At 70.8% G+C, this 19,141-nt stretch carries 21 protein-coding genes; 15 read left to right on the forward strand and 6 right to left on the reverse strand.

Features of this window, described 5'->3' with window-relative positions:
- Genes tsaB through AB0L64_RS23770 form a run of 5 tightly spaced genes read left to right on the forward strand, consistent with a single transcriptional unit; the run spans position 1 to position 3,353 of the window.
- Positions 1–669, forward strand: coding sequence for a tRNA (adenosine(37)-N6)-threonylcarbamoyltransferase complex dimerization subunit type 1 TsaB (tsaB, locus tag AB0L64_RS23750; RefSeq protein WP_363713230.1), 669 nt, complete (start codon positions 1–3; stop codon positions 667–669).
- Positions 666–1,115 (forward strand): GNAT family N-acetyltransferase, encoded by a 450-nt coding sequence (locus AB0L64_RS23755; protein WP_363713232.1) that lies wholly within the window; start codon positions 666–668, stop codon positions 1,113–1,115. Before tsaB ends, AB0L64_RS23755 begins: the two co-directional genes overlap by 4 nt.
- On the forward strand, positions 1,112–2,170 hold the full coding sequence (tsaD, locus tag AB0L64_RS23760; protein ID WP_363713234.1) for a tRNA (adenosine(37)-N6)-threonylcarbamoyltransferase complex transferase subunit TsaD: 1,059 nt from the start codon (positions 1,112–1,114) through the stop codon (positions 2,168–2,170). The genes AB0L64_RS23755 and tsaD overlap by 4 nt, the downstream gene beginning before the upstream one ends.
- On the forward strand, positions 2,167–2,613 hold the full coding sequence (locus tag AB0L64_RS23765; protein ID WP_359927612.1) for a GNAT family N-acetyltransferase: 447 nt from the start codon (positions 2,167–2,169) through the stop codon (positions 2,611–2,613). Before tsaD ends, AB0L64_RS23765 begins: the two co-directional genes overlap by 4 nt.
- On the forward strand, positions 2,610–3,353 hold the full coding sequence (locus AB0L64_RS23770; protein ID WP_363713237.1) for an alpha/beta hydrolase: 744 nt from the start codon (positions 2,610–2,612) through the stop codon (positions 3,351–3,353). The genes AB0L64_RS23765 and AB0L64_RS23770 overlap by 4 nt, the downstream gene beginning before the upstream one ends.
- A 126-nt stretch (positions 3,354–3,479) precedes the next feature.
- On the opposite strand, the gene AB0L64_RS23775 is transcribed toward AB0L64_RS23770, so the two are convergent.
- The 3 genes from AB0L64_RS23775 to AB0L64_RS23785 are packed head-to-tail and all read right to left on the reverse strand — an operon-like array spanning position 3,480 to position 6,006.
- Positions 3,480–4,250, reverse strand: coding sequence for an AraC family transcriptional regulator (locus tag AB0L64_RS23775; protein ID WP_363713239.1), 771 nt, complete (start codon positions 4,248–4,250; stop codon positions 3,480–3,482).
- Complete coding sequence (locus tag AB0L64_RS23780; RefSeq protein ID WP_363713241.1) at positions 4,240–5,397, reverse strand: class I SAM-dependent methyltransferase; 1,158 nt, start codon at positions 5,395–5,397, stop codon at positions 4,240–4,242. Before AB0L64_RS23780 ends, AB0L64_RS23775 begins: the two co-directional genes overlap by 11 nt.
- 9 nt (positions 5,398–5,406) lie before the next feature.
- Positions 5,407–6,006 carry a peptidoglycan-binding domain-containing protein gene (locus AB0L64_RS23785; protein ID WP_363713243.1) on the reverse strand — a complete coding sequence of 200 codons (600 nt, stop codon included), beginning with the start codon at positions 6,004–6,006 and terminating at the stop codon, positions 5,407–5,409.
- 266 nt (positions 6,007–6,272) lie between these two features.
- On the opposite strand from AB0L64_RS23785, the gene groES reads away from it, so the two are divergent.
- From groES to AB0L64_RS23830, 9 genes are all read left to right on the forward strand, one after another.
- A complete protein-coding gene (gene groES / locus AB0L64_RS23790) occupies positions 6,273–6,569 on the forward strand; it encodes a co-chaperone GroES (RefSeq protein WP_130384566.1) in 297 nt (98 codons plus the stop codon).
- A gap of 132 nt (positions 6,570–6,701) precedes the next feature.
- A complete protein-coding gene (gene groL / locus AB0L64_RS23795) occupies positions 6,702–8,321 on the forward strand; it encodes a chaperonin GroEL (RefSeq protein ID WP_359927597.1) in 1,620 nt (539 codons plus the stop codon).
- A gap of 106 nt (positions 8,322–8,427) precedes the next feature.
- Positions 8,428–8,883: a GNAT family N-acetyltransferase gene (locus AB0L64_RS23800; protein WP_363713245.1), complete on the forward strand. Its 456-nt coding sequence runs from the start codon at positions 8,428–8,430 to the stop codon at positions 8,881–8,883.
- 128 nt (positions 8,884–9,011) lie between these two features.
- Entirely contained in the window at positions 9,012–9,635 is a 624-nt protein-coding gene (gene shbA / locus AB0L64_RS23805; RefSeq protein WP_355699537.1) for an RNA polymerase sigma factor ShbA, read from the forward strand.
- The gene (locus AB0L64_RS23810; protein ID WP_363713248.1) at positions 9,628–11,076 is read left to right on the forward strand and encodes a hypothetical protein; all 1,449 of its coding nucleotides are present in this window, start codon (positions 9,628–9,630) and stop codon (positions 11,074–11,076) included. The genes shbA and AB0L64_RS23810 overlap by 8 nt, the downstream gene beginning before the upstream one ends.
- Before the next feature lie 129 nt (positions 11,077–11,205).
- Positions 11,206–12,720 carry an IMP dehydrogenase gene (guaB, locus tag AB0L64_RS23815; protein ID WP_363713250.1) on the forward strand — a complete coding sequence of 505 codons (1,515 nt, stop codon included), beginning with the start codon at positions 11,206–11,208 and terminating at the stop codon, positions 12,718–12,720.
- Between the two features lie 31 nt (positions 12,721–12,751).
- A complete protein-coding gene (locus AB0L64_RS23820) occupies positions 12,752–13,858 on the forward strand; it encodes a GuaB3 family IMP dehydrogenase-related protein (protein WP_359927588.1) in 1,107 nt (368 codons plus the stop codon).
- Complete coding sequence (locus tag AB0L64_RS23825; RefSeq protein WP_363713252.1) at positions 13,855–14,592, forward strand: acyl-CoA thioester hydrolase/BAAT C-terminal domain-containing protein; 738 nt, start codon at positions 13,855–13,857, stop codon at positions 14,590–14,592. The genes AB0L64_RS23820 and AB0L64_RS23825 overlap by 4 nt, the downstream gene beginning before the upstream one ends.
- A 22-nt stretch (positions 14,593–14,614) precedes the next feature.
- Positions 14,615–15,013, forward strand: a complete 399-nt coding sequence (locus tag AB0L64_RS23830) for a hypothetical protein (protein ID WP_363713254.1) — start codon at positions 14,615–14,617, stop codon at positions 15,011–15,013.
- Here AB0L64_RS23830 and AB0L64_RS23835 read toward each other — a convergent pair.
- The 3 genes from AB0L64_RS23835 to AB0L64_RS23845 all read right to left on the reverse strand — a co-directional run bounded on the left by AB0L64_RS23835 (position 15,010) and on the right by AB0L64_RS23845 (position 17,435).
- Positions 15,010–15,366: a nuclear transport factor 2 family protein gene (locus AB0L64_RS23835; RefSeq protein ID WP_363713255.1), complete on the reverse strand. Its 357-nt coding sequence runs from the start codon at positions 15,364–15,366 to the stop codon at positions 15,010–15,012. The genes AB0L64_RS23830 and AB0L64_RS23835 overlap by 4 nt on opposite strands.
- A complete protein-coding gene (locus AB0L64_RS23840) occupies positions 15,348–15,914 on the reverse strand; it encodes a TIGR03086 family metal-binding protein (RefSeq protein WP_363713257.1) in 567 nt (188 codons plus the stop codon). The genes AB0L64_RS23835 and AB0L64_RS23840 overlap by 19 nt, the downstream gene beginning before the upstream one ends.
- Before the next feature lie 72 nt (positions 15,915–15,986).
- The gene (locus AB0L64_RS23845) at positions 15,987–17,435 is read right to left on the reverse strand and encodes a hypothetical protein (RefSeq protein WP_363713259.1); all 1,449 of its coding nucleotides are present in this window, start codon (positions 17,433–17,435) and stop codon (positions 15,987–15,989) included.
- A 92-nt stretch (positions 17,436–17,527) separates the two neighbouring features.
- Between AB0L64_RS23845 and AB0L64_RS23850 the strand changes: the two genes are divergently transcribed.
- Positions 17,528–19,120 carry a succinic semialdehyde dehydrogenase gene (locus tag AB0L64_RS23850; protein WP_363713261.1) on the forward strand — a complete coding sequence of 531 codons (1,593 nt, stop codon included), beginning with the start codon at positions 17,528–17,530 and terminating at the stop codon, positions 19,118–19,120.
- The last annotated feature ends 21 nt before the right edge of the window (positions 19,121–19,141 follow it).

Consider the following 19,141-nt stretch of genomic DNA (forward strand, 5'->3'; position numbering starts at 1 on the left):
ATGCTGCTCGCCTTCGACACCTCGAGTGCCGCGGTCACGGTCGCGCTGGCGACGCCGGCCGGTGAGATCGTCGCCTCGTCGACGACCGTCGACGCGCTCCGGCACGGCGAGCTGCTCGCCCCTGCGATCGCGTCGGCGCTGGAATCAGCGGGAGCCGGCCCGCGCGACCTGACCGGGATCGCGGTCGGCGTCGGCCCCGGCCCGTTCACCGGGCTGCGGGTCGGGTTGGTGACGGCCCGGACGATGGGCGACGTGCTGGGCATCGAGGTCTCCGGTGTCTGCAGCCTCGATATCCTCGCGCGCCAGTCGTCGCTGACCCTGCCGGTCGCGGTCGCCACGGACGCGCGCCGCAAGGAGATCTACTGGGCGCTGTACGACGGGCCGGCCGCGGACGGGAGTCGCCGGCGCCTGGAGGGGCCCGCGGTCGACAAGCCGGCCGACGTCGCCCACGTGCTGTCCGGGCTGCCCGTCATCGGCCGAGGTGCTGTTCTGTACGGCGACGTGCTGGGTCTGCCGCCGGCCGCCGATGACGCGGTTGCCGAGTATCCGTCGGCCGAGGTGCTCGCGACCGGTGTCGCGACCGGGACCCTGGTGGTCGTCGAGCCGGAGCCGATGTACCTTCGTCGCCCCGACGTGACCATGTCCGCCGGGCCGAAGAGCGTGCTGTGAGACCTGCCATCCGGCCTGCGCGCGCGGACGATCTGCCGGCGTTGGTCGCGCTCGACGAGGTGTGCTTCGGGTCGGACGCCTGGAGTGCGGGTGCGTGGGCGGACGAGTTCGGGCGGATGTCCGAGGACCGGACGATCCTGGTCGCGGACGAGGGCGCGGTCGTCGGGTACGCCGTACTGCTGGTGCCTCCGGTTGTGGAGGACGTGGTCGAGGTACTGCGGATCGCGGTGACGCCGGCCGAGCGGCGGACCGGTATCGGTGGGCAGCTGATGACGATCGCCCTGGACCGTTGTGCGGGCCGGACGGTTCTGCTTGAAGTTGCCTCAGGCAATCAGTCGGCGCAGGCCCTGTACGCCGGGTTCGGGTTCGAGGAGATCAGCCGGCGGCAGGGGTACTACGGCGGCGGCGAGGACGCGCTGATCATGCGGTGGCGGGAGGAACTGTGAACGAGCCTTTGATCCTGGGGATCGAGACGTCGTGCGACGAGACCGGCGTCGGGATCGTGCGCGGGCAGACGCTGCTCGCCGACGCGGTCGCGTCCAGTGTCGAGGAGCACGCCCGGTTCGGCGGTGTCGTCCCCGAGGTGGCCAGTCGCGCGCACCTCGAAGCGATGGTGCCGACGATCCGGCGGGCCTGCGAGACCGCCGGGATCAAGCCGACCGATGTGGACGCGGTCGCGGTGACCAGCGGCCCCGGGCTGGCTGGTGCACTGCTTGTCGGTGTCGCGGCGGCCAAGGGCCTGGCGTTGTCGCTGGGCAAACCGATCTACGGCGTGAACCATCTCGCGGCGCACGTCGCGGTCGACACCTTGGAGCACGGTGACCTGCCGAAGGGCTGTGTCGCGATGCTGGTGTCCGGCGGGCACTCGTCGCTGCTCGCGGTCCATGACATCACTGACATCACCGACGGCGTCGTACCGATGGGCAGCACCATCGACGACGCGGCCGGGGAGGCGTTCGACAAGGTCGCGCGGGTGCTCGGGCTGCCGTTCCCGGGCGGGCCGTACATCGACAAGGCGGCGCGCGACGGCGGCGACCGGCTGTACGTGACGTTCCCGCGCGGGCTGACGTCGCAGCGCGACCTCGAGCGGCACCGGTTCGACTTCTCGTTCTCGGGGTTGAAGACCGCGGTCGCGCGCTGGGTCGAGGCGCGCCGCCGCGACGGTGAGGACGTGCCGGTGAACCACGTGGCCGCAGCCTTCCAGGAGGCGGTCTGCGACGTGCTGACCCGCAAGGCGATCGACGCCTGCAAGGACCGCGGGTTCGAGCACCTGCTGATCGGCGGCGGTGTCGCGGCGAACTCGCGGCTGCGGGCGATGGCCGAGGAGCGGGCCGCCGCGGCCGGTATCGCCGTCCGGGTGCCGCGGCCGGGGCTGTGCACCGACAACGGCGCGATGGTCGCCGCGCTCGGCTCCGAACTGGTCCGGGCCGGGAAGCAGCCGTCGCCACTCGATCTCCCCGCCGATTCTTCGATGCCGATCACGGAGGTACTGAACAAATGAAGTGGACCGGGCCGGACGGTTTCGAGGCCGACGACACCGCCGAACGCGTCGACGCCGCTGTCGTCCAGAGCTTCCTGAGTTCGTCGTACTGGGCGCAGGGGATCCCGCGCGAGGTGGTGGACCGCGCGATCGCGGGATCGCTCAACCTCGGGGTGTACGACGCGGCCGGCGCGATGGTGGCGTACGCGCGGATGGTGACGGACCGGGCCACGTTCGCGTGGCTGGCCGACGTGTTCGTGCTGGAGTCGCACCGGGGTCACGGCCTCGGGCGGTTCGTCGTGTCGACGCTGCTGGAGCACCCGGACCTGAAGGGCCTGCGGCAGATCCTGCTGGCGACGGCCGACGCGCACGAGCTCTACCGCTCGTACGGCTTCACCGAGACGCCGCCCGGCCGGATGATGGCCATCCGCAAGGAGCCGACCGAGCTGTACAACCAGCTGTGAGCTGCCCGGGTGTCGACTTCGTCCGGCGCCCGGCCGGAGCGACGGATCTGGTGCTGCTCGCCCACGGCGGGTCGGAGCACTCGCACGCCGTCCCGCATCTGTGGCGGCCCGCGCTGTTGCGGATGTGGCCGTTCGCGGTGGCCGCGCGCGCGGCGGCGCCGGAGGCTGCGATCGGGTTCCTGCGGTATCGCTTCCGCGGCTGGAACGACGCCGGCGACGCGGCCGTCGATCTGCGGACCGTCCTGGACGAGCTGCCGCCGGTGCTCTCGCGGGTGTTCCTGATCGGGCACTCGATGGGCGGGCGGGCGGTTGTCGCCGCGGGCGATCATCCACGGGTGGCGGGCGTACTCGGGCTGGCCCCGTGGTTGCCGGCCCGCGAACCGCTCGCCGCACTGCGTCCGCCGGTCACCTTCGTGCACGGCACCGACGACAGGATGACCGATCCGGCGGGTACGACGGCGTACGCGGCGCGGCTGCGGGCGGCCGGAGTGGCGGTGACGACGTACTCGGTCCGCGGCGAGGCGCACGCGATGCTGCGGCGTCCGAAGGAGTGGGACCGTCTGGTCGCGGACTTCGTCCGATCCGCCCGCGCCGGGACAGGCGCCGGCGGCGGCAGCGAGGAGCTTCCGGACGGCGCGCCGTCCTCGATCCCCGCGGCGATCGCGAACATCGCGGTGGCGCGGCTCCGGATGCCGGTGAAACACCGGCTGCGGGTGCCGTGCGACGGCCCGGCATCGTAGGGGAACCGACCTTGGTGGCGGGCCTCCGGGGAGAGCAGCAGCGGACGCAGCACCTCGCCCGCCGGCAGGTCCCCGGAGACCCGCTCGCGAGATCGATCATATGTTCGAATACAGGTCGAGCGCAAGTCAGGACTGTTCGGCCCGGTGCCGGCCGGGTGTGGTGCCGACGATCGCCGCGAAGGCCGCGATGAAGCCGCTCGGGTTCGCCCAGCCGCACGCGTGCGCGACGTACGTGGTGTCGTGGCCGGCGGCGAGCAGCACGAGGGCATGGTAGATCCGGAGCTGCGTGCGCCATTCGTAGAAGGTCATGCCGAGCTCGTCGCGGAGCAGCCGGCTGAGCGTCCGGGCGCCGGCGCCGGCCGCACGGCCGAGCTCGGCCAGCGGGGTGTTGTCGGCCGGGTTCTCGTGCAGCAGTTTCGCGATGGTGCGCAGGCGGTCGTCGCGCGGCTCGGGGAGTTGCAGCGGTTGCTCGGCGGCTTCGTGGAGTTCGCCGACGAGGACGTGTTCCAGGCGGCGCCGGGCTCCGGTGTCGAGTTGGCGGCTGGTCAGGGCGAGGAGTACCTCGCGGGCGAGACCGGAGGCAAGGAAGACGGCCGGGCGGTCCGGGATGCGCCGTGCCAGTCCGGCGGTCAGGAACACGATCCGCATGTCGGTCTCGCCGTGCGCGCGGTGGTGGTGCGTCGCGTGCGCCGGCGTCCAGGCGACGCGGTTGGCGGGCACGATCGAGGTGCCGTGATCGGTGTGGACGGAGATGACGCCGCGGGCGGCGTACACCAAGTGCCCCTCGTCGTGGGTGTGCACCGCACTGGTGCCTCCGGAAACCCATCGGTGTGCGCCCGCGGACGGGAACAGCTCCGACTCGAGAGGCCGGCCGTCGGGCCTGGTGCTATCGGCCATCAGCCACTCTGCGGCACGAGTAGGCGACGGCGTCCCGGTCGATCCGCGTAATGATCAGCGTTGCCGACGCCGCACCCTTCGGAGCGAGCTTCTTGCGCAGTTGCGCCGGATCGAGATCCACCCCGCGCTTCTTGATCTCCAGTGTGCCGATGCCGTTGCTGCGAACCCACGCGCGCAACGCCTTCTCCTTGTAGGGCAGCTCTTGCAGCACCTCGTACGCCGAGGCGAGCGGCGTCGGCACGTGCTGCGCCGCCGTGACGTAAGCGATGCGCGGATCGAGAAGCCATCCACCCACGGCTGCCGCGACCGCCGTCACCAGACCGGCCCGGACGACCGCGCCGTCCGGTTCGTAGATGTACCGCCCGACCGGCCCGACCTCGGCGTCCGGCGCTTCGGCGACACTCGCCTGGCTCGGCAGCAGCGTCGCCCGGCGGGGCATACCGCCGTACAGCTTTCCGGACCACAGTGCGGCTTCCTTCACCTCACCGGCATCGCTGATCCACTCGGCCTCCACGCCGTCGGGAATCGCGTCGTGCGGAATGCCGGGCGCCACCTTCACGCACGCCGTCCGCTCCAGGAGCGAAGTGACGAACGACCACGGCGGCGAGTAGGCGTTGTGATCGAACACGCGCCGCCCGTCGGCCCGCCGCGCAGGATCGGCGAACACCATGTCGTACGGCGTGAGGTCCGTTGTCTGTGCATCGCCTACCAGGACGTCGCCGGGCAGGTCGAACGTGGCCAGGTTCGCCCGGGCGACCGCTGCTGTCTCGGGGTCCCGCTCCACGCCGGTGACCCGCAGGCCGGCGCGCGCCATCGTGATCAGGTCGCCGCCGATGCCGCACCCCAGGTCGACCACGGTGTCGAGCTGGGTGGCTGCGATCCGTACGGCGCGGTGGGTGCTCACTGTGGTGCGGGTGGACTGCTCCAGGCCGTCCGGGGTGAAGTACATGCGCTCCGCGTCCGGACCGAACTTGGCGGTCGCACGGTGGCGCAGTGCGGCCTGGGTCACCGCAGTCGTGACCAGCGTCGCGTCGTACGAGCGTCTGAGCTTCTCGACGAGCTGGAGCTCTCTGCCGGGGCGGTACTCGGCACAAGCAGCCGCCAGCACCTCAGCGCCTGGTCCATCGAGCAACGCCGTGACAGTCACCCGGTAAGCCTAGAGCGGGCTGGAACAGCTCCTGCTCCAGCTGCGGGTAGCCATCGAGTACAGGCGCCAGTTCATCGCGGAGCGGGTCTTCGGGCCGTAGATGCCGTCCACCACCAGGTGGTGCTTGCGCTGCACCATCTTGATGACAGTGCGGGTGTTGGTGCCGTAGATGCCGTCGACGGCGAGCTTGGTGCCGTAACAGAAGTTCAGGTTGCGCTGGAGGACCTGGATCGCGGTCTCCGGATCACCTGTCCGGCTGGAGCCCCGGAACGGGTCGTCGCCGTACATGAGGTTGCAGGTCGTGCTCGTGCTGCCCAGGATCGACGGCATCGGGATGCCCCAGCTGCGGTTCACCGGCACGAGCCGGGCAGACCTGCACTGCGGCAGCGCGGCCGCTGCCTTCAGCTCGGCCGCCGTCGCGTCGTTCGACACCGCTTCGTCGACCTTGGGTGGGTCTGCTGCCGGGGCCGCGGTGGGCGGGCCGGCGGCCGGTGGCGACTCTTTCGACGTGTTGGCCGCGCCGGCGCCGACGGCGACCGCGGCGACGGCGGTCAGGAGCGCGATCGTCCGGCCGGACAGCTTCGGCAACGCGGGCAGCTTGAACGCCATGGGCCCCTCCTGTGATCGCTCTGGGAGAACGGTCGCATGCGGACCCGGGTCCGGCCCAGCGTTCGGCCACATTCCGTACCCGGACGATTACCCGGCCGCTGAGAATTCGTCTGGCACTCGAGTTGACCGAGTGCTAATCGCGGCCTAGATTCGGTGTTGGCACTCTCCACACGAGGGTGCCAGCGGTCCGGCCTCTGACCCCCGCGACGGCAGGGGAGCGCGACCACATGCCACAGACAAGCGAATTCGACCGTGGAGGTCAGCAAGTGTCGGTCACGATCAAGCCGCTCGAGGACCGCGTCCTCGTCGCGCCGCTCGAAGCCGAGCAGACCACGAAGTCCGGCCTGGTGATCCCGGACACCGCCAAGGAGAAGCCGCAGGAGGGCGAGATCCTCGCCGTCGGCCCGGGCCGGATCGACGACAACGGCAACCGCGTCCCGCTGGACGTCGCCGTCGGCGACAAGGTCATCTACTCCAAGTACGGCGGCACCGAGGTCAAGTACGACGGCCAGGACTACCTGATCCTGGGCGCCCGCGACATCCTCGCAGTCGTCAGCAAGTGACGATCGCTCGCTGTTCCTGACTGACACCGCCCTGGGGCCGCACACCGGCGCCGGGGCGGAGTCGGTCTGGGCGCAGCGAGGTCGTCCGTGCTGTTGACGAAGAGCGAATTTCAGAGAGGGACTGGATTTTTCATGCCGAAGATCCTCGAGTTCGACGAGAACGCGCGGCGCGCGCTGGAGCGCGGCGTCGACAAGCTCGCGAACACGGTGAAGGTGACGCTCGGCCCGAAGGGCCGTTACGTCGTCCTGGACAAGAAGTGGGGCGCCCCGACCATCACCAACGACGGTGTCACCGTCGCCCGTGAGGTCGAGCTGGACGACCCGTTCGAGAACCTTGGTGCGCAGCTGACCAAGGAGGTCGCCACCAAGACCAACGACATCGCCGGTGACGGCACCACCACCGCGACGGTGCTGGCGCAGGCGCTGGTGCACGAGGGCCTCCGGGCGGTCGCCGCCGGCGCCAACCCGATGGGTCTCAAGCGCGGTATCGAGGCGGCCGTCGAGGCCGTGTCGGCCAAGCTGGTGGACACCGCGAAGCCGGTCGACGACAAGGGCGACATGGCCCACGTCGCGACCATCTCCGCCCGCGACGCCGAGATCGGCGCGCTGATCGCGGACGCGTTCGACAAGGTCGGCAAGGACGGTGTGATCACCGTCGAGGAGTCGAACACCTTCGGGACCGAGCTCGAGTTCACCGAGGGTATGCAGTTCGACAAGGGCTACATCTCGCCGTACTTCATCACCGACGCCGAGGCCGGCGAAGCGGTGCTGGAGGACCCGTACATCCTGATCCACCAGGGCAAGATCTCCGCGATCGCGGACCTGCTGCCGCTGCTGGAGAAGGTCGTGCAGTCCGGCAAGACGCTGCTGATCATCGCCGAGGACGTCGAGGCCGAGGCGCTGTCCACCCTCGTGGTGAACAAGATCCGCGGCAACTTCACCTCGGTCGCCGTCAAGGCGCCGGGCTTCGGCGACCGCCGCAAGGCGATGCTGGAGGACCTGGCCGCGCTCACCGGCGCGCAGGTCGTCGCCCCCGAGGTCGGGCTGAAGCTCGACCAGGTCGGCCTCGAGGTGCTCGGTTCGGCCCGCCGGATCGTGGTCTCGAAGGACAACACGACCGTCGTCGAGGGTTCCGGCAAGGCCGAGGACATCGAGGGCCGGGTCAGCCAGATCAAGTCCGAGATCGAGCGCACCGACTCCGACTGGGACCGCGAGAAGCTGCAGGAGCGGCTGGCCAAGCTGGCCGGCGGCGTCTGCGTGATCAAGGTCGGCGCGGCCACCGAGGTCGAGCTGAAGGAGAAGAAGCACCGGATCGAGGACGCGGTGTCCGCGACCCGGGCCGCGATCGAGGAGGGCATCGTCGCCGGCGGCGGCTCCGCTCTCGTGCACGCGGCGACCGTCCTGGACGGCGGCCTCGACCTCGAAGGTGACGAGGCGACCGGTGTCCGGATCGTCCGCAAGTCGATCGTCGAGCCGCTGCGCTGGATCGCCGAGAACGGCGGCTACGAGGGCTACGTCGTGACGTCGAAGGTGGCCGAGCTCGAGTCCGGCAGCGGCTTCAACGCCGCCACCGGTGAGTACGGCGACCTGCTGGCCCAGGGCGTGCTGGACCCGGTCAAGGTGACCCGGTCCGCGCTCGCCAACGCCGGCTCGATCGCCGCGCTGCTGCTGACGACCGAGACGCTGGTCGTCGACAAGCCCGAGGAAGAGGAGCCCGCCGCGGCCGGTCACGGCCACGGGCACGGTCACTGACCTCAGGCAGTAGTAAGCCGGTAGTCAGGCAGTAGTTCGACAGCACAGCACACAGAGCACCGCCCGGCAGGTAACTGCCGGGCGGTGCTCTGTTCTCATAGGAGCTGTGTCGATTCGCGAGCGTCGTTCCGAGGACCTGCAGGTCTGCGTCGAGTTGTTGCGGGTGGTGCACGAGCAGGCCGGCTATCCGATCAACTGGCCCGCCGACCCGGAGCGGTGGCTGACGCCGGAGGCGGCGCTCGGCTGCTGGGTGGCCGTGACCGGAGCCGGTGAGCGGGTTGTCGGGCACGCGGTGCTGACGGGAGTGGGCGACGGCGCCGAGGTGGAGCGGTTGTTCGTGGATCCGACGGCGACGCGTCAGGGGGTTGGCCGCCAGTTGCTCGACCATTGCGTGCAGACAGCGGCGGAGCTCGGGCGGCCGCTGTCGCTCGAGGTGGTCGGCAACCGCGGCGCGGCGGAGCGCCTGTACCGCCGGGCGGGCTGGCTGGAGACCGGCCGCACGCCGATCGACTGGGGCGGCGATCACGCCACCGAACTCATCCGGTTCAGCGCGCCGCGGTGAACCGAACCGGCCAGTAGTGACAGATCGTGACCAAAACCCGGGGTTGACCACGAATTGCCACTATGCAAGGAGAGTTGAGCGCCGTAGCATCTTTCGAGCTGACCGGTCCGAACACGAGGGGGCGAGGGGTGACAGAGGTCCGAGTACCTGACACCCACGACCGGGTCGAGCTCAGGGATCTTGCCGCGCTGGCCGGCGACGGGGACCGCACAGCTCTCAACGACCTGCTCACCAGGGTGCGCGCTGTGGCGCACCGCTACGTACGGTCCCGTCTGTGGACCTATCCCGGCGGCGCCGACATGGTCGACGACGTCGCGCAAGAAGTTTGTGTCGCGGTCTTCGGCGCGCTCGGCCGCTACCGCGACGAGGGGAGGCCTTTCGAGGCTTTCGTCTACGGCATCGCGGCCCGCAAGGTCGCCGATGCCCAGCGTGCGTTCGCGGTCGCCGACGTCTCGACGCCGGACCTGCCGGACGGCGCGGACGAGTCACCGACGCCGGAGGAGCACGCGGTTCGGCACTCAGAGGTCCAGCACATCATGGGGCTGCTGGACAAGCTGCCGGAGAAACTGCGCGAGATCCTGCGCCTTCGCGTCGTTGCGGGGATGTCAGCCGAGGAGACCGGCCGGGCACTGGGGATGACACCGGGGGCGGTGAGGGTCGCACAGCATCGGGCGTTGAACACGCTCAGGGGGTTCGTGGGGCATGAAACACAGCTGGAACGAGGAAGAGCAGGGGAGGGGCATCATGGCTGACCGATTCGACCTGGACGCGATCGAGGCCGATGACGCACTGCTCGATCTGCTTGCCGCCGGTGGGGAGTCCGCCCGCTCGGCGGGCGAGCACGACCCGGCCGTCGCACTGCTGGCCGATCTACGGCTCGCGGTGGAGGTCGAGGACGAGCTCCCGGTGGAGACCATCGACGATCCGGAGAGCTTCCTGGCGCGCTGCGCCGCGCTCAACCCGATGACCGACCCGTTCGCCCGCAAGATGGCGACCCGCGGTCTGGCCTTCGGTGTCGCCGCGGTGGCCGCGCTGTCGGTCTCCGGGGTCGCGGCGGCGGTCACCGGCGATCCGTTGTCGCCGTACGAGAAGGTCATCGAGAAGATGGTCGACGCGGTCCGCCCGCAGACCAGCTTCCCGAAGGAGGACGTCGACGGCTCGCCGGTCGTGGACCGGAGCAAGATCGTCAAGGTCGGCAAGGACTTCAAGGAGAAGGCCAAGGCCGAGCACGCCGCCCAGTCCGGCAAGGACGGCGCGGCAACCGACGACGACCCGCAGGCGCAGGACCTCAAGGGCACGCCGGAGGTCGTGGTGCCTCCGGAGGGCAGGCCGATCGCGACCCGCGAGTTGCCGTTTGCCTGGCCGACCGTCGAGCAGAAGACGCAGGAGCCGGTCAAGCCGACGACCGAGGTGACGGCGACGCCGAAGCCGACCGACGACAAGACGGACGAGCCGACCGGTACCAAGACCGACGAGCCGACCGACACCAAGACCGAGAACCCACCGGACACGCCGCCGTCGACGCCGACCGAGGAGCCGACCGAGCCGGCGACCCCGACCCCGACGCCGACGGACACGACCACCGCGACTCCACCGCCGACGAACGGCGAGACGAACACGGGCGACGGCGGGACCGGGACCGGCGACAACACGGTGAGCGACCCGACCGGTACGCCAAGCGCGGGGTCCGGCGACGGTCAGACCGGTGGCGAGGAGACCACGCCGCCGGGTTCGGACAGCACCACGCCCGCCGGCACCGACAGCACCGGTACCAGTGACACCTCCGGCGACGACACGAAGCCGAGCAGCCCGGTCACGCAGGTCCCGGAGCAGACCGAGCAGGTCCAGCAGCAGGTGGAGCAACTGGTCGAGAAGATCCAGGAGGTCCTGCCGACGCCGACCGGCCTGCAGGTCACCAACGAGAGCGCCGAGCAGTTCTTCGGCGTTCCCGACGCGACCGCGAAGTCGATCGACACCCGCAGCTCGGCCAAGAGCACGAAGTCGGCCAAGAGCGGGAAGCACTCGAGCGGGAAGGTCAGCACCGGCTCGGTCCGCAAGACCTACCCGACCGGCAAGCACTCCACCGGCCAGTACCCGGAGGGCAAGCACGCCGCCATCGAGCGGACCCACGGCTCCACGACCGACGCGAGCCTGCTGCAGATCCTCGAGGTCGTCAACAAGCCGATCCGGTAACCGTCCGGCCACGCACCGCCCGTCGCCCAGCGGCGGGCGGTTGCCTGTGGACGGCGGATTCGGGGCCTGGCGGCGGCGCGGATAGGATGGGGTCCCGTTGCCGCCGTACAAAAGGTGCTCGTTTTCCCCATGGACATCACCCCCGCTGGAGTTCCCGACAAGTTCGCCGTCCTCGGTCTCACCTTCGACGACGTGCTGCTGCAGCCGAACGAGTCCGACGTCATCCCGTCCGAGGCCGTCACCCGGTCTCGCCTGAGTCGTAACGTCGAGGTCAACATCCCGCTGGTGTCCAGCGCGATGGACACCGTCACCGAGGCCCGGATGGCGATCGCCATGGCGCGCCAGGGCGGCCTCGGCGTCCTGCACCGCAACCTCTCGATCGAGGACCAGGCCCAGCAGGTCGACCTGGTCAAGCGCTCCGAGTCCGGCATGATCGCGCAGCCGATCACCATCGGCCCGGACGCCACCATCGGCGAGGCCGACGCGCTCTGCGGGCAGTACCGGATCTCCGGCGTCCCGGTGGTGGACGACGCCGGCGTCCTGGTCGGCATCGTCACCAACCGCGACATGCGCTTCGAGACCGACCTGTCCCGGCCGGTCCGCGAGGTGATGACCAAGCAGCCGCTGATCACCGGCCGGCAGGGGATCGCCGCCGACGACGCGATGGCGCTGCTCAGCAAGCACAAGGTGGAGAAGCTGCCGCTGGTCGACGAGGCCGGCAAGCTCACCGGCCTGATCACGCTGAAGGACTTCGTCAAGCGCGACAAGTTCCCGCTGTCCACCAAGGACGCCACCGGCCGGCTGATGGTGGGCGCCGCGATCGGCTTCTTCGGCGAGGCCTACAAGCGGGCCATGACGCTGGTCGAGGCCGGCGTCGACGTGCTCGTGGTGGACACCGCGCACGGTCATTCCCAGGCCCAGATCGAGATCATCCGCAAGCTCAAGGCCGACCCGGCGACCCGCGGCGTGGACGTCGTCGGCGGCAACGTCGGCACCCGCGCGGGCGCGCAGGCGCTGGTCGACGCGGGCGCGGACGGCGTGAAGGTCGGCGTCGGCCCGGGCTCGATCTGCACGACGCGGGTCGTGTCCGGTGTCGGCGTGCCGCAGGTGACCGCGATCTACGAGGCGTCGCTGGCCTGCAAGCCGGCCGGTGTCCCGGTCATCGGCGACGGCGGCCTGCAGTATTCCGGTGACATCGCCAAGGCGCTCGTCGCGGGCGCGGACACCGTCATGCTGGGCTCGCTGCTCGCCGGCTGCGAGGAGTCGCCGGGCGACCTGGTGTTCATCAACGGCAAGCAGTTCAAGGCGTACCGCGGGATGGGCTCGCTCGGTGCGATGTCGTCGGCCGGCGGCCTGCGCAAGTCGTACTCCAAGGATCGCTACTTCCAGCACGACGGCAGCGGCGACGAGAAGCTGATCGCCGAGGGCGTCGAGGGCCAGGTGCCGTACCGCGGCCCGCTGTCGGCCGTCGCGCACCAGCTGGTCGGCGGCCTGCGGCAGTCGATGTGGTACACGGGCGCCCGCACGGTGGCAGAGCTGCAGGAGAAGGGCCGGTTCGTCCGGATCACCTCCGCCGGCCTGCAGGAGTCCCACCCGCACGACATCCAGATGACGGTCGAGGCGCCGAACTACTCCGGCCGCTGACCCCGCCTGCACACACCCGTTAGGACACCAGATGACCGAGATCGAGATCGGCCGGGCCAAGCGCGGCCGGCAGGCGTACGCGTTCGACGACATCGCGATCGTGCCGTCGCGCCGGACGCGGGACCCGGAGGAGGTCTCGGTCGCCTGGCAGATCGACGCGTACCGGTTCGAGCTGCCGATCCTGGCCGCGCCGATGGACTCGGTGATGTCGCCGGCCACCGCGATCGCGATCGGCAAGGCCGGCGGTCTCGGCGTCCTGAACCTCGAAGGCCTCTGGACGCGGTACGAGAACCCGGCGAACCTGCTCGAGGAGATCACCACCCTCGACGCGCAGCAGGCGACGCACCGGCTGCAGGAGATCTACGCGGCGCCGATCAAGCCCGAGCTGATCTCCCAGCGGGTGCAGGAGATCCGCGACTCCGGTGTCACGGTGGCCGGCGCGCTGTCGCCGCAGCGCACCAAGCAGTTCGCCAAGCACGTCGTGGACGCCGGGGTCGACCTGTTCGTCATCCGCGGCACGACGGTGTCCGCCGAACACGTGTCCGGGCAGGCGGAGCCGCTGAACCTGAAGCAGTTCATCTACGACCTCGACGTCCCGGTGATCGTCGGCGGCTGCGCGACGCACCAGGCGGCGCTGCACCTGATGCGGACCGGCGCGGCCGGCGTCCTGGTCGGCTTCGGCGGCGGCGCCGCGCACACCACCCGGAAGGTGCTCGGCGTCGCGGTGCCGATGGCGTCGGCGGTGGCCGACGTCGCGGCGGCCCGGCGAGACTACATGGACGAGTCCGGCGGGCGCTACGTGCACGTCATCGCGGACGGCTCGGTCGGGCGGTCCGGTGACGTGGCGAAGGCGATCGCCTGCGGCGCGGACGCGGTGATGGTCGGTTCGCCGCTGGCTCGCGCGAGCGACGCCCCCGGCGGCGGGTACCACTGGGGCGCCGAGGCCTGGCACCAGGACCTGCCCCGCGGCGAGCGGGTCGAGGTCGGCGTCACCGGCACCATGGAGCAGATCCTGTTCGGCCCCTCCTGGGTCCCGGACGGCACCATGAACCTGGTCGGTGCGCTCAAGCGCGCGATGGCCACCACCGGCTACACGGAGCTCAAGGAGTTCCAGCGGGTCGAGGTCGTCGTCGGTTGAGCACCGGCGTCTTGCTCCTGCACGGTTCGAGCGGTGCGCCGGACTCGGACCGTGCGCGCCTCCTCGAGGCGGAGGGGTACGACGTCCTTGCGCCGCGCTGGACCGTCACGCACGAGGTGGCGCTGGAGTCGTTCCCGCTGGACGAGCTGGCTGACCACGATCGGCTGGTCGTGATGGGCAGCTCGTGGGGCGCCGAGGCGGCGTTGCTGCTGGGTGCGCTGGACGAGCGCGTGGACGCGGTGGTCGCGTTCGCGCCGAGCGCCTACGTGTGGGGCCGGGTCCTGGAGGACGGCAGCCAGCGGTCGGCGTGGACCTGGCAGGGCGAGCCGCTGCCGTTCGTACCGTTCGACCCGCGCTGGGCAGCCGCCGACGACCCGCCGAGCTACGTCGGGCTGTACCGGCAGAGCGTGGCGACGTACGCCGATGCCGAGCGCGCCCGGATCCCGGTGGAGCGCATCCGCGACGTGCTGCTCGTGGCGGGAGGGGACGACCGGGTGTGGCCGGCGGTCGAGTTCGCCGAGGAGATCGCGCGACGGCGCGGCGACCGGCCGACGCGGATCGTGACGGTCCCCGAGGCCGGGCATCGCGCGGTGCTGCCCGGTGAGGAGCCGAAGACCGCGGGGCAACGGATGGCCCGCGGCGGTACGGCGGCCGCCGACCGCGAGCTGGGCGGTCTGGCCTGGCCCGAGATCCTCCGGTTGCTCGCCGACGGGCTTCGAGTTCACCGGGCTTGATGGGTTCTGGAAGGATTGCGGCATGGGATTGTTCAGCCGACGGAGCAGCCAGGAGACGGACAATGTTGCCCTCGCCGCGGCGCGAGGCCGACTGTCCGCGGACGATGTCGATCAGGTGCGGTTCCTGATCACCACGAAGAAGGCGGTGCACGCGGTCAAGCTGATCCGTGACCGCACCGGCCTCGACCTCAAGCACTCCAAGGAGCTGGTCGACGACATCCGCCTCGGGCGGTACGTGCCGCCGACCACCGGGACGCCGTTGGTGCGCCGGCCCGGCACCAACCTGGCCGAGCGCACCCGCGCGCTCAAGGCCGCGGGCGAGCTCCACCAGGCGACCGCGCTGGTGGTGTCCGAGACCGGCATGACCGAGGCCGAAGCCGGCCTGTTCGTCGGCGCCCTGAAGACCGAACTCCAGGACTAACCCTTCACATAGGAGAGCTTCTCCGCGATCCTCCCGTCCCGCAGGCGCAGGACGTCCACGCCGCGGACGTGGCCGCGGTCGCCGGAGTCGATGCGCCACGAGTACCGCCAGCGCACCACGGCGCGATCGCCGGCCACCACCAGCTCCTCGGTCTCGAAGTGCGGGTCGACGGTGTTCTCGAACAGCTTCGCCCACTCCGCCCGGACGGCGTCCGCGCCCTCGAAGCGCCCGCCGTCCGGCGACGGCGAGGTGGACTCGAACACGATGTCGTCGGTGACCAGCGACATCACCGTCTCCAGATCGCACTGGTCGAAGGCGTCGCCGAACCGCTCGACTACGGCGCCGGACTCCACCGCGGGTTCCTTCCGAAGGCGGCCAGCAGCGCGTCGGCCGGTTCGGTGAAGCCGTCGAGGTGCTCGCCGATCATGCCCGCCGAGCGATACAGCTCCTCGCGCTTCGCGAACCAGGTCGCGACGTCGTCGACCAGGTCGGCGTCCATCCGCGGCGCTGCGCCGGTGGCCACGGCCAGGTCCCACCCGTGCACGAGATGGTCGGCCGCGAGTTGGCGCAGGTACTCGTCCGGATCCTCGTCGCCGTACGACAGGTGCACCTTGTCGATCGACCGGGTCGCGGCGGTCCGGGCCTCCTCGGCCGCGGCCGACGCCGCTCCGGCCGGGTCGTCCCCGAGCAGGTCGCCGTCGAGGGTGTTCCCGACCTCGGCGATCGTCCGGCCCTCCATCAGCGGCCGGGTCCAGCGCTCCTCGCCGACGACGTGGTTCACCAGCGCGCGGACGTCCCAGTCCGAGCACGGGGTCGGCGCCGACCATTGGCCGGCAGTCACCCCGGAGGCCAGTTCCGCGAAGTTCGCGACCGTACGGTTGTGCAGCTCTACGACATCCATGAGCCTCCCCCTTTCAGCGCCAGCGTCCGTCCGGGCGGAAAGCGCGTCAAGCAGCGGGGGTCTTACCGCCTCTCAACGGCCGAGCTGGAGTTGCTCCGCCGCCTCGTGGGCCTGGTACGACGCCGCCAGGTCGCCGGTGGCGGCGAGCAGGTTGCCGTGGTGCCGGTAGCAGGCCCCGGCCAGCTCCTTCATCGCCTCGTCGGCGTCGGCGAACGGGATCAGCGCGGTGGCCACCTCCGCGCACCAGCCGCCGAGGTCGAGCGCGATCTCGGTCCGCCCGGCCTGGAAGTAGCCCTCGGAGATGTCGAGCAGCAGCTGCGCCCAGATCGGCACGTACGTCGCGGTCTGGAACCGCATCCGGTGCGACTCCCGCTCGGACGAGATCGCGAACAGGTAGTGCGCCTCGAGGCCCAGCGTCAGCGCGGTGTCCGCGTCCTCGCGCAGCAGCGGCCGCACCAGCTCGGCGAGCTCGGCCGCGCGTTGTGCCGCCGACTCCGGGTCCGTCCGGCCGGACACGGTCGCCAGCGTCATCCCCGGCGCGGGCTCGCTGAGCGCGACCAGGCGGTGGTACTGCTCGAACGGGCCGAGCTTGAGCTCCGCGTTCTCCAGTGCGGCGACCAGCGTCAGCGGCAGGCCCCGGTCCAGCTCCTCGACCACGCGGGCTGCCGTCTCGGCATCGGTGTCGTACGCCGTCCGCAGGCAGGACTCGCCCTCCAGGCGGCCGACGGTGCCGAGGTGCTTGCCCTTGCGGACCAGCGCGGCGACGAGCGTACGCATGTCGGTCGTCGAGTCGGAGTCGGCGAGCGTGTCGGCCGTGGTGAGTCCGATCTCGTCCGCCTCGAGGGCGAGGTCCAGCCGTCCCTCGGCGGCGTGGACGTCGGCCGACACCGCGGTCGCCGTACACAGGTAGCGGGCGTAGGACAGCGACTGCGGGCTCTCGTTGATCTGGTCGGCGAGCTGCAGGAACAGCTGGGTCGCTGCGTCCGCGGACGCGACGGCGAGCGCGGGGTCGCCGTACCGGCGCAGGATGAGCGCGTTCATCGCGAGCACGCGGGCGAAGTCGGGCTGGTGCTTGAGCCCGTCCTCGCCGCCGACGAGCTGGCCGTACGCGATCACCGCGCCGTCCATCTCCAGGACGGCGGTGGCGCCGTGGCCGCGGTGCGCCTGCGTCATCGCGCGCCGGGCGCGGACGTCGGCGAGGAAGCAGGTGGCGTCCAGTACGCCGGCGTCCTGGAGTTCGGTGTAGCCGAGTTGCGCCTCGTGGAGCGCGGCGAGCGCCTCCTCGTGCCGGCCGGAGGCGTTCAGCGACCCGGCCAGCTCGTACTGGGTCGCGGCCATCAGGTGCTTGGCCTCGTAGTGGTTCGGGTGCCCTTCGGCCCGCTCCCTGGCCAGCTCGATGACCCGCTGCTGGTACGGCCCCGCCTCGTCGGCCCGGCCTTCCTCGATCAGCACCTGGGCTGTCTGCAGCGCCTCGCCGAGCTCGTCCTCAGGAGGCGTCCAGAGCCCCCCGCTGTCCACCATCTGTACGTTCCACCCCTTCGCAGGTATCAGCGGATCAGCTTAACCATTCTCTGATACTGACACCCTGCATTACCGGCAGGTAGCCTTCCTCTATGAGCGACCAGACGTCGATACCCGCGGATCCGGAGCTCGACCCCACCGCCTCGTACGCGACCGACCAGTCGGTGATCCGCCGGTTGTCTGGTCTGCTGCGGGCCACGGCCGGGACTCGGACGTCGTACGCGCCGGCCACCGGGCAGCCGATCGCGGACCTGCCGGTGTCGAGCGCGGACGACGTGGTCGCGGCGGTCCGGACCGCCCGGAGGACCCAGCAGACCTGGCGGCGGGTCCCGCTCGCCGAGCGTGCCGCGATCCTGCTGCGGTACCACGACCTGGTGCTCGACCACCGGCACGAGCTGGTCGACCTGATCATCCGCGAGTCCGGCAAGGCGCGGAAGCAGGCGTTCGAGGAGCTCGCCCACGTCGCGCTCACCGCGCGGTACTACGGCCGCAAGGCGTTCGAGCTGCTCGAGCCGCAGCGCAAGCTCGGGATCTTCCCGCTGCTGACCCGCGCCGAGACGCGGTTCGTCCCGAAGGGCGTCGTCGGCATCATCTCGCCGTGGAACTACCCGCTGACGATGGCGATCTCCGACGGGCTGCCGGCGATCCTGGCCGGCAACACCGTCGTCCACAAACCCGACAGCCAGACCCCGCTGACCGCGCTGCGCGGTATCGAGCTGCTGTACGAGGCGGGCCTGCCGCGGGAGGCGTGGATCCCGGTCAACGGCGACGGCCCGACGGTCGGCGGCGCGCTGATCCAGAACGCCGACTACATCTGCTTCACCGGCTCGACGAAGACCGGCCGCCTGGTCGCCAAGCAGGCGGGTGAGCGGTTGATCGGCTGCAGTCTCGAGCTCGGCGGCAAGAACCCGATGCTCGTCCTGCGCGACGCCGACATCCACCGCGCCGCCGAGGGCGCCGTCCGCGCCTGCTTCGCGAACGCGGGCCAGCTGTGCGTCTCGATGGAGCGGCTGTACGTCGCGGACCAGGTGTACGACGCGTTCGTCACGGCCTTCGTCGACCGGGTGAAGAAACTCCGCCTCAGCGCCGGCACCGGCTGGGACGTCGACATGGGCTCGCTGATCTCGAAGGCACAGCTGGAATCCACGACGCGGCATGTCGAGGACGCCCGGTCGAAGGGCGCGACCGTTCTGGCCGGCGGCAAGCCGCGACCGGACATCGGGCCGCTCTTCTACGAGCCGACCGTGCTGTCCGGCGTCACTCCGGCGATGGAGTGCTTCGACAACGAGACCTTCGGCCCGGTCGTGTCGATCTACCGGTTCTCCGACGAGTCCGAGGCGATCCAGCGCGCGAACGAGGGCGAGTACGGCCTGAACGCGAGCGTCTGGACCCGGGACGGCCGCCGCGGCCGCGCGGTTGCGGCGCAGCTGATGGCCGGTACGGTCAACGTCAACGAGGGGTACGGCGCGACGTTCGGCTCGATCGACACCCCGATGGGCGGCATGCGCCAGTCCGGTCTCGGCCGGCGGCAGGGCGTCGAGGGCATCCGGCGGTACGTCGAGCCACAGGCGATCGCCACCCAGCGGCTGCTCCCGATCGCCGCCTCGCACGGTCTGTCCGACGAGAAGTTCGCCGAGCTGATGACCGGCGCGCTGCGGGTGCTGAAGAAGATCGGCCGCCCGTGACCGTATTGAATGCCTCGCTAC

The sequence above is a fragment of the Kribbella sp. NPDC051936 genome (assembly GCF_040680955.1).
Taxonomy (GTDB): domain Bacteria; phylum Actinomycetota; class Actinomycetes; order Propionibacteriales; family Kribbellaceae; genus Kribbella.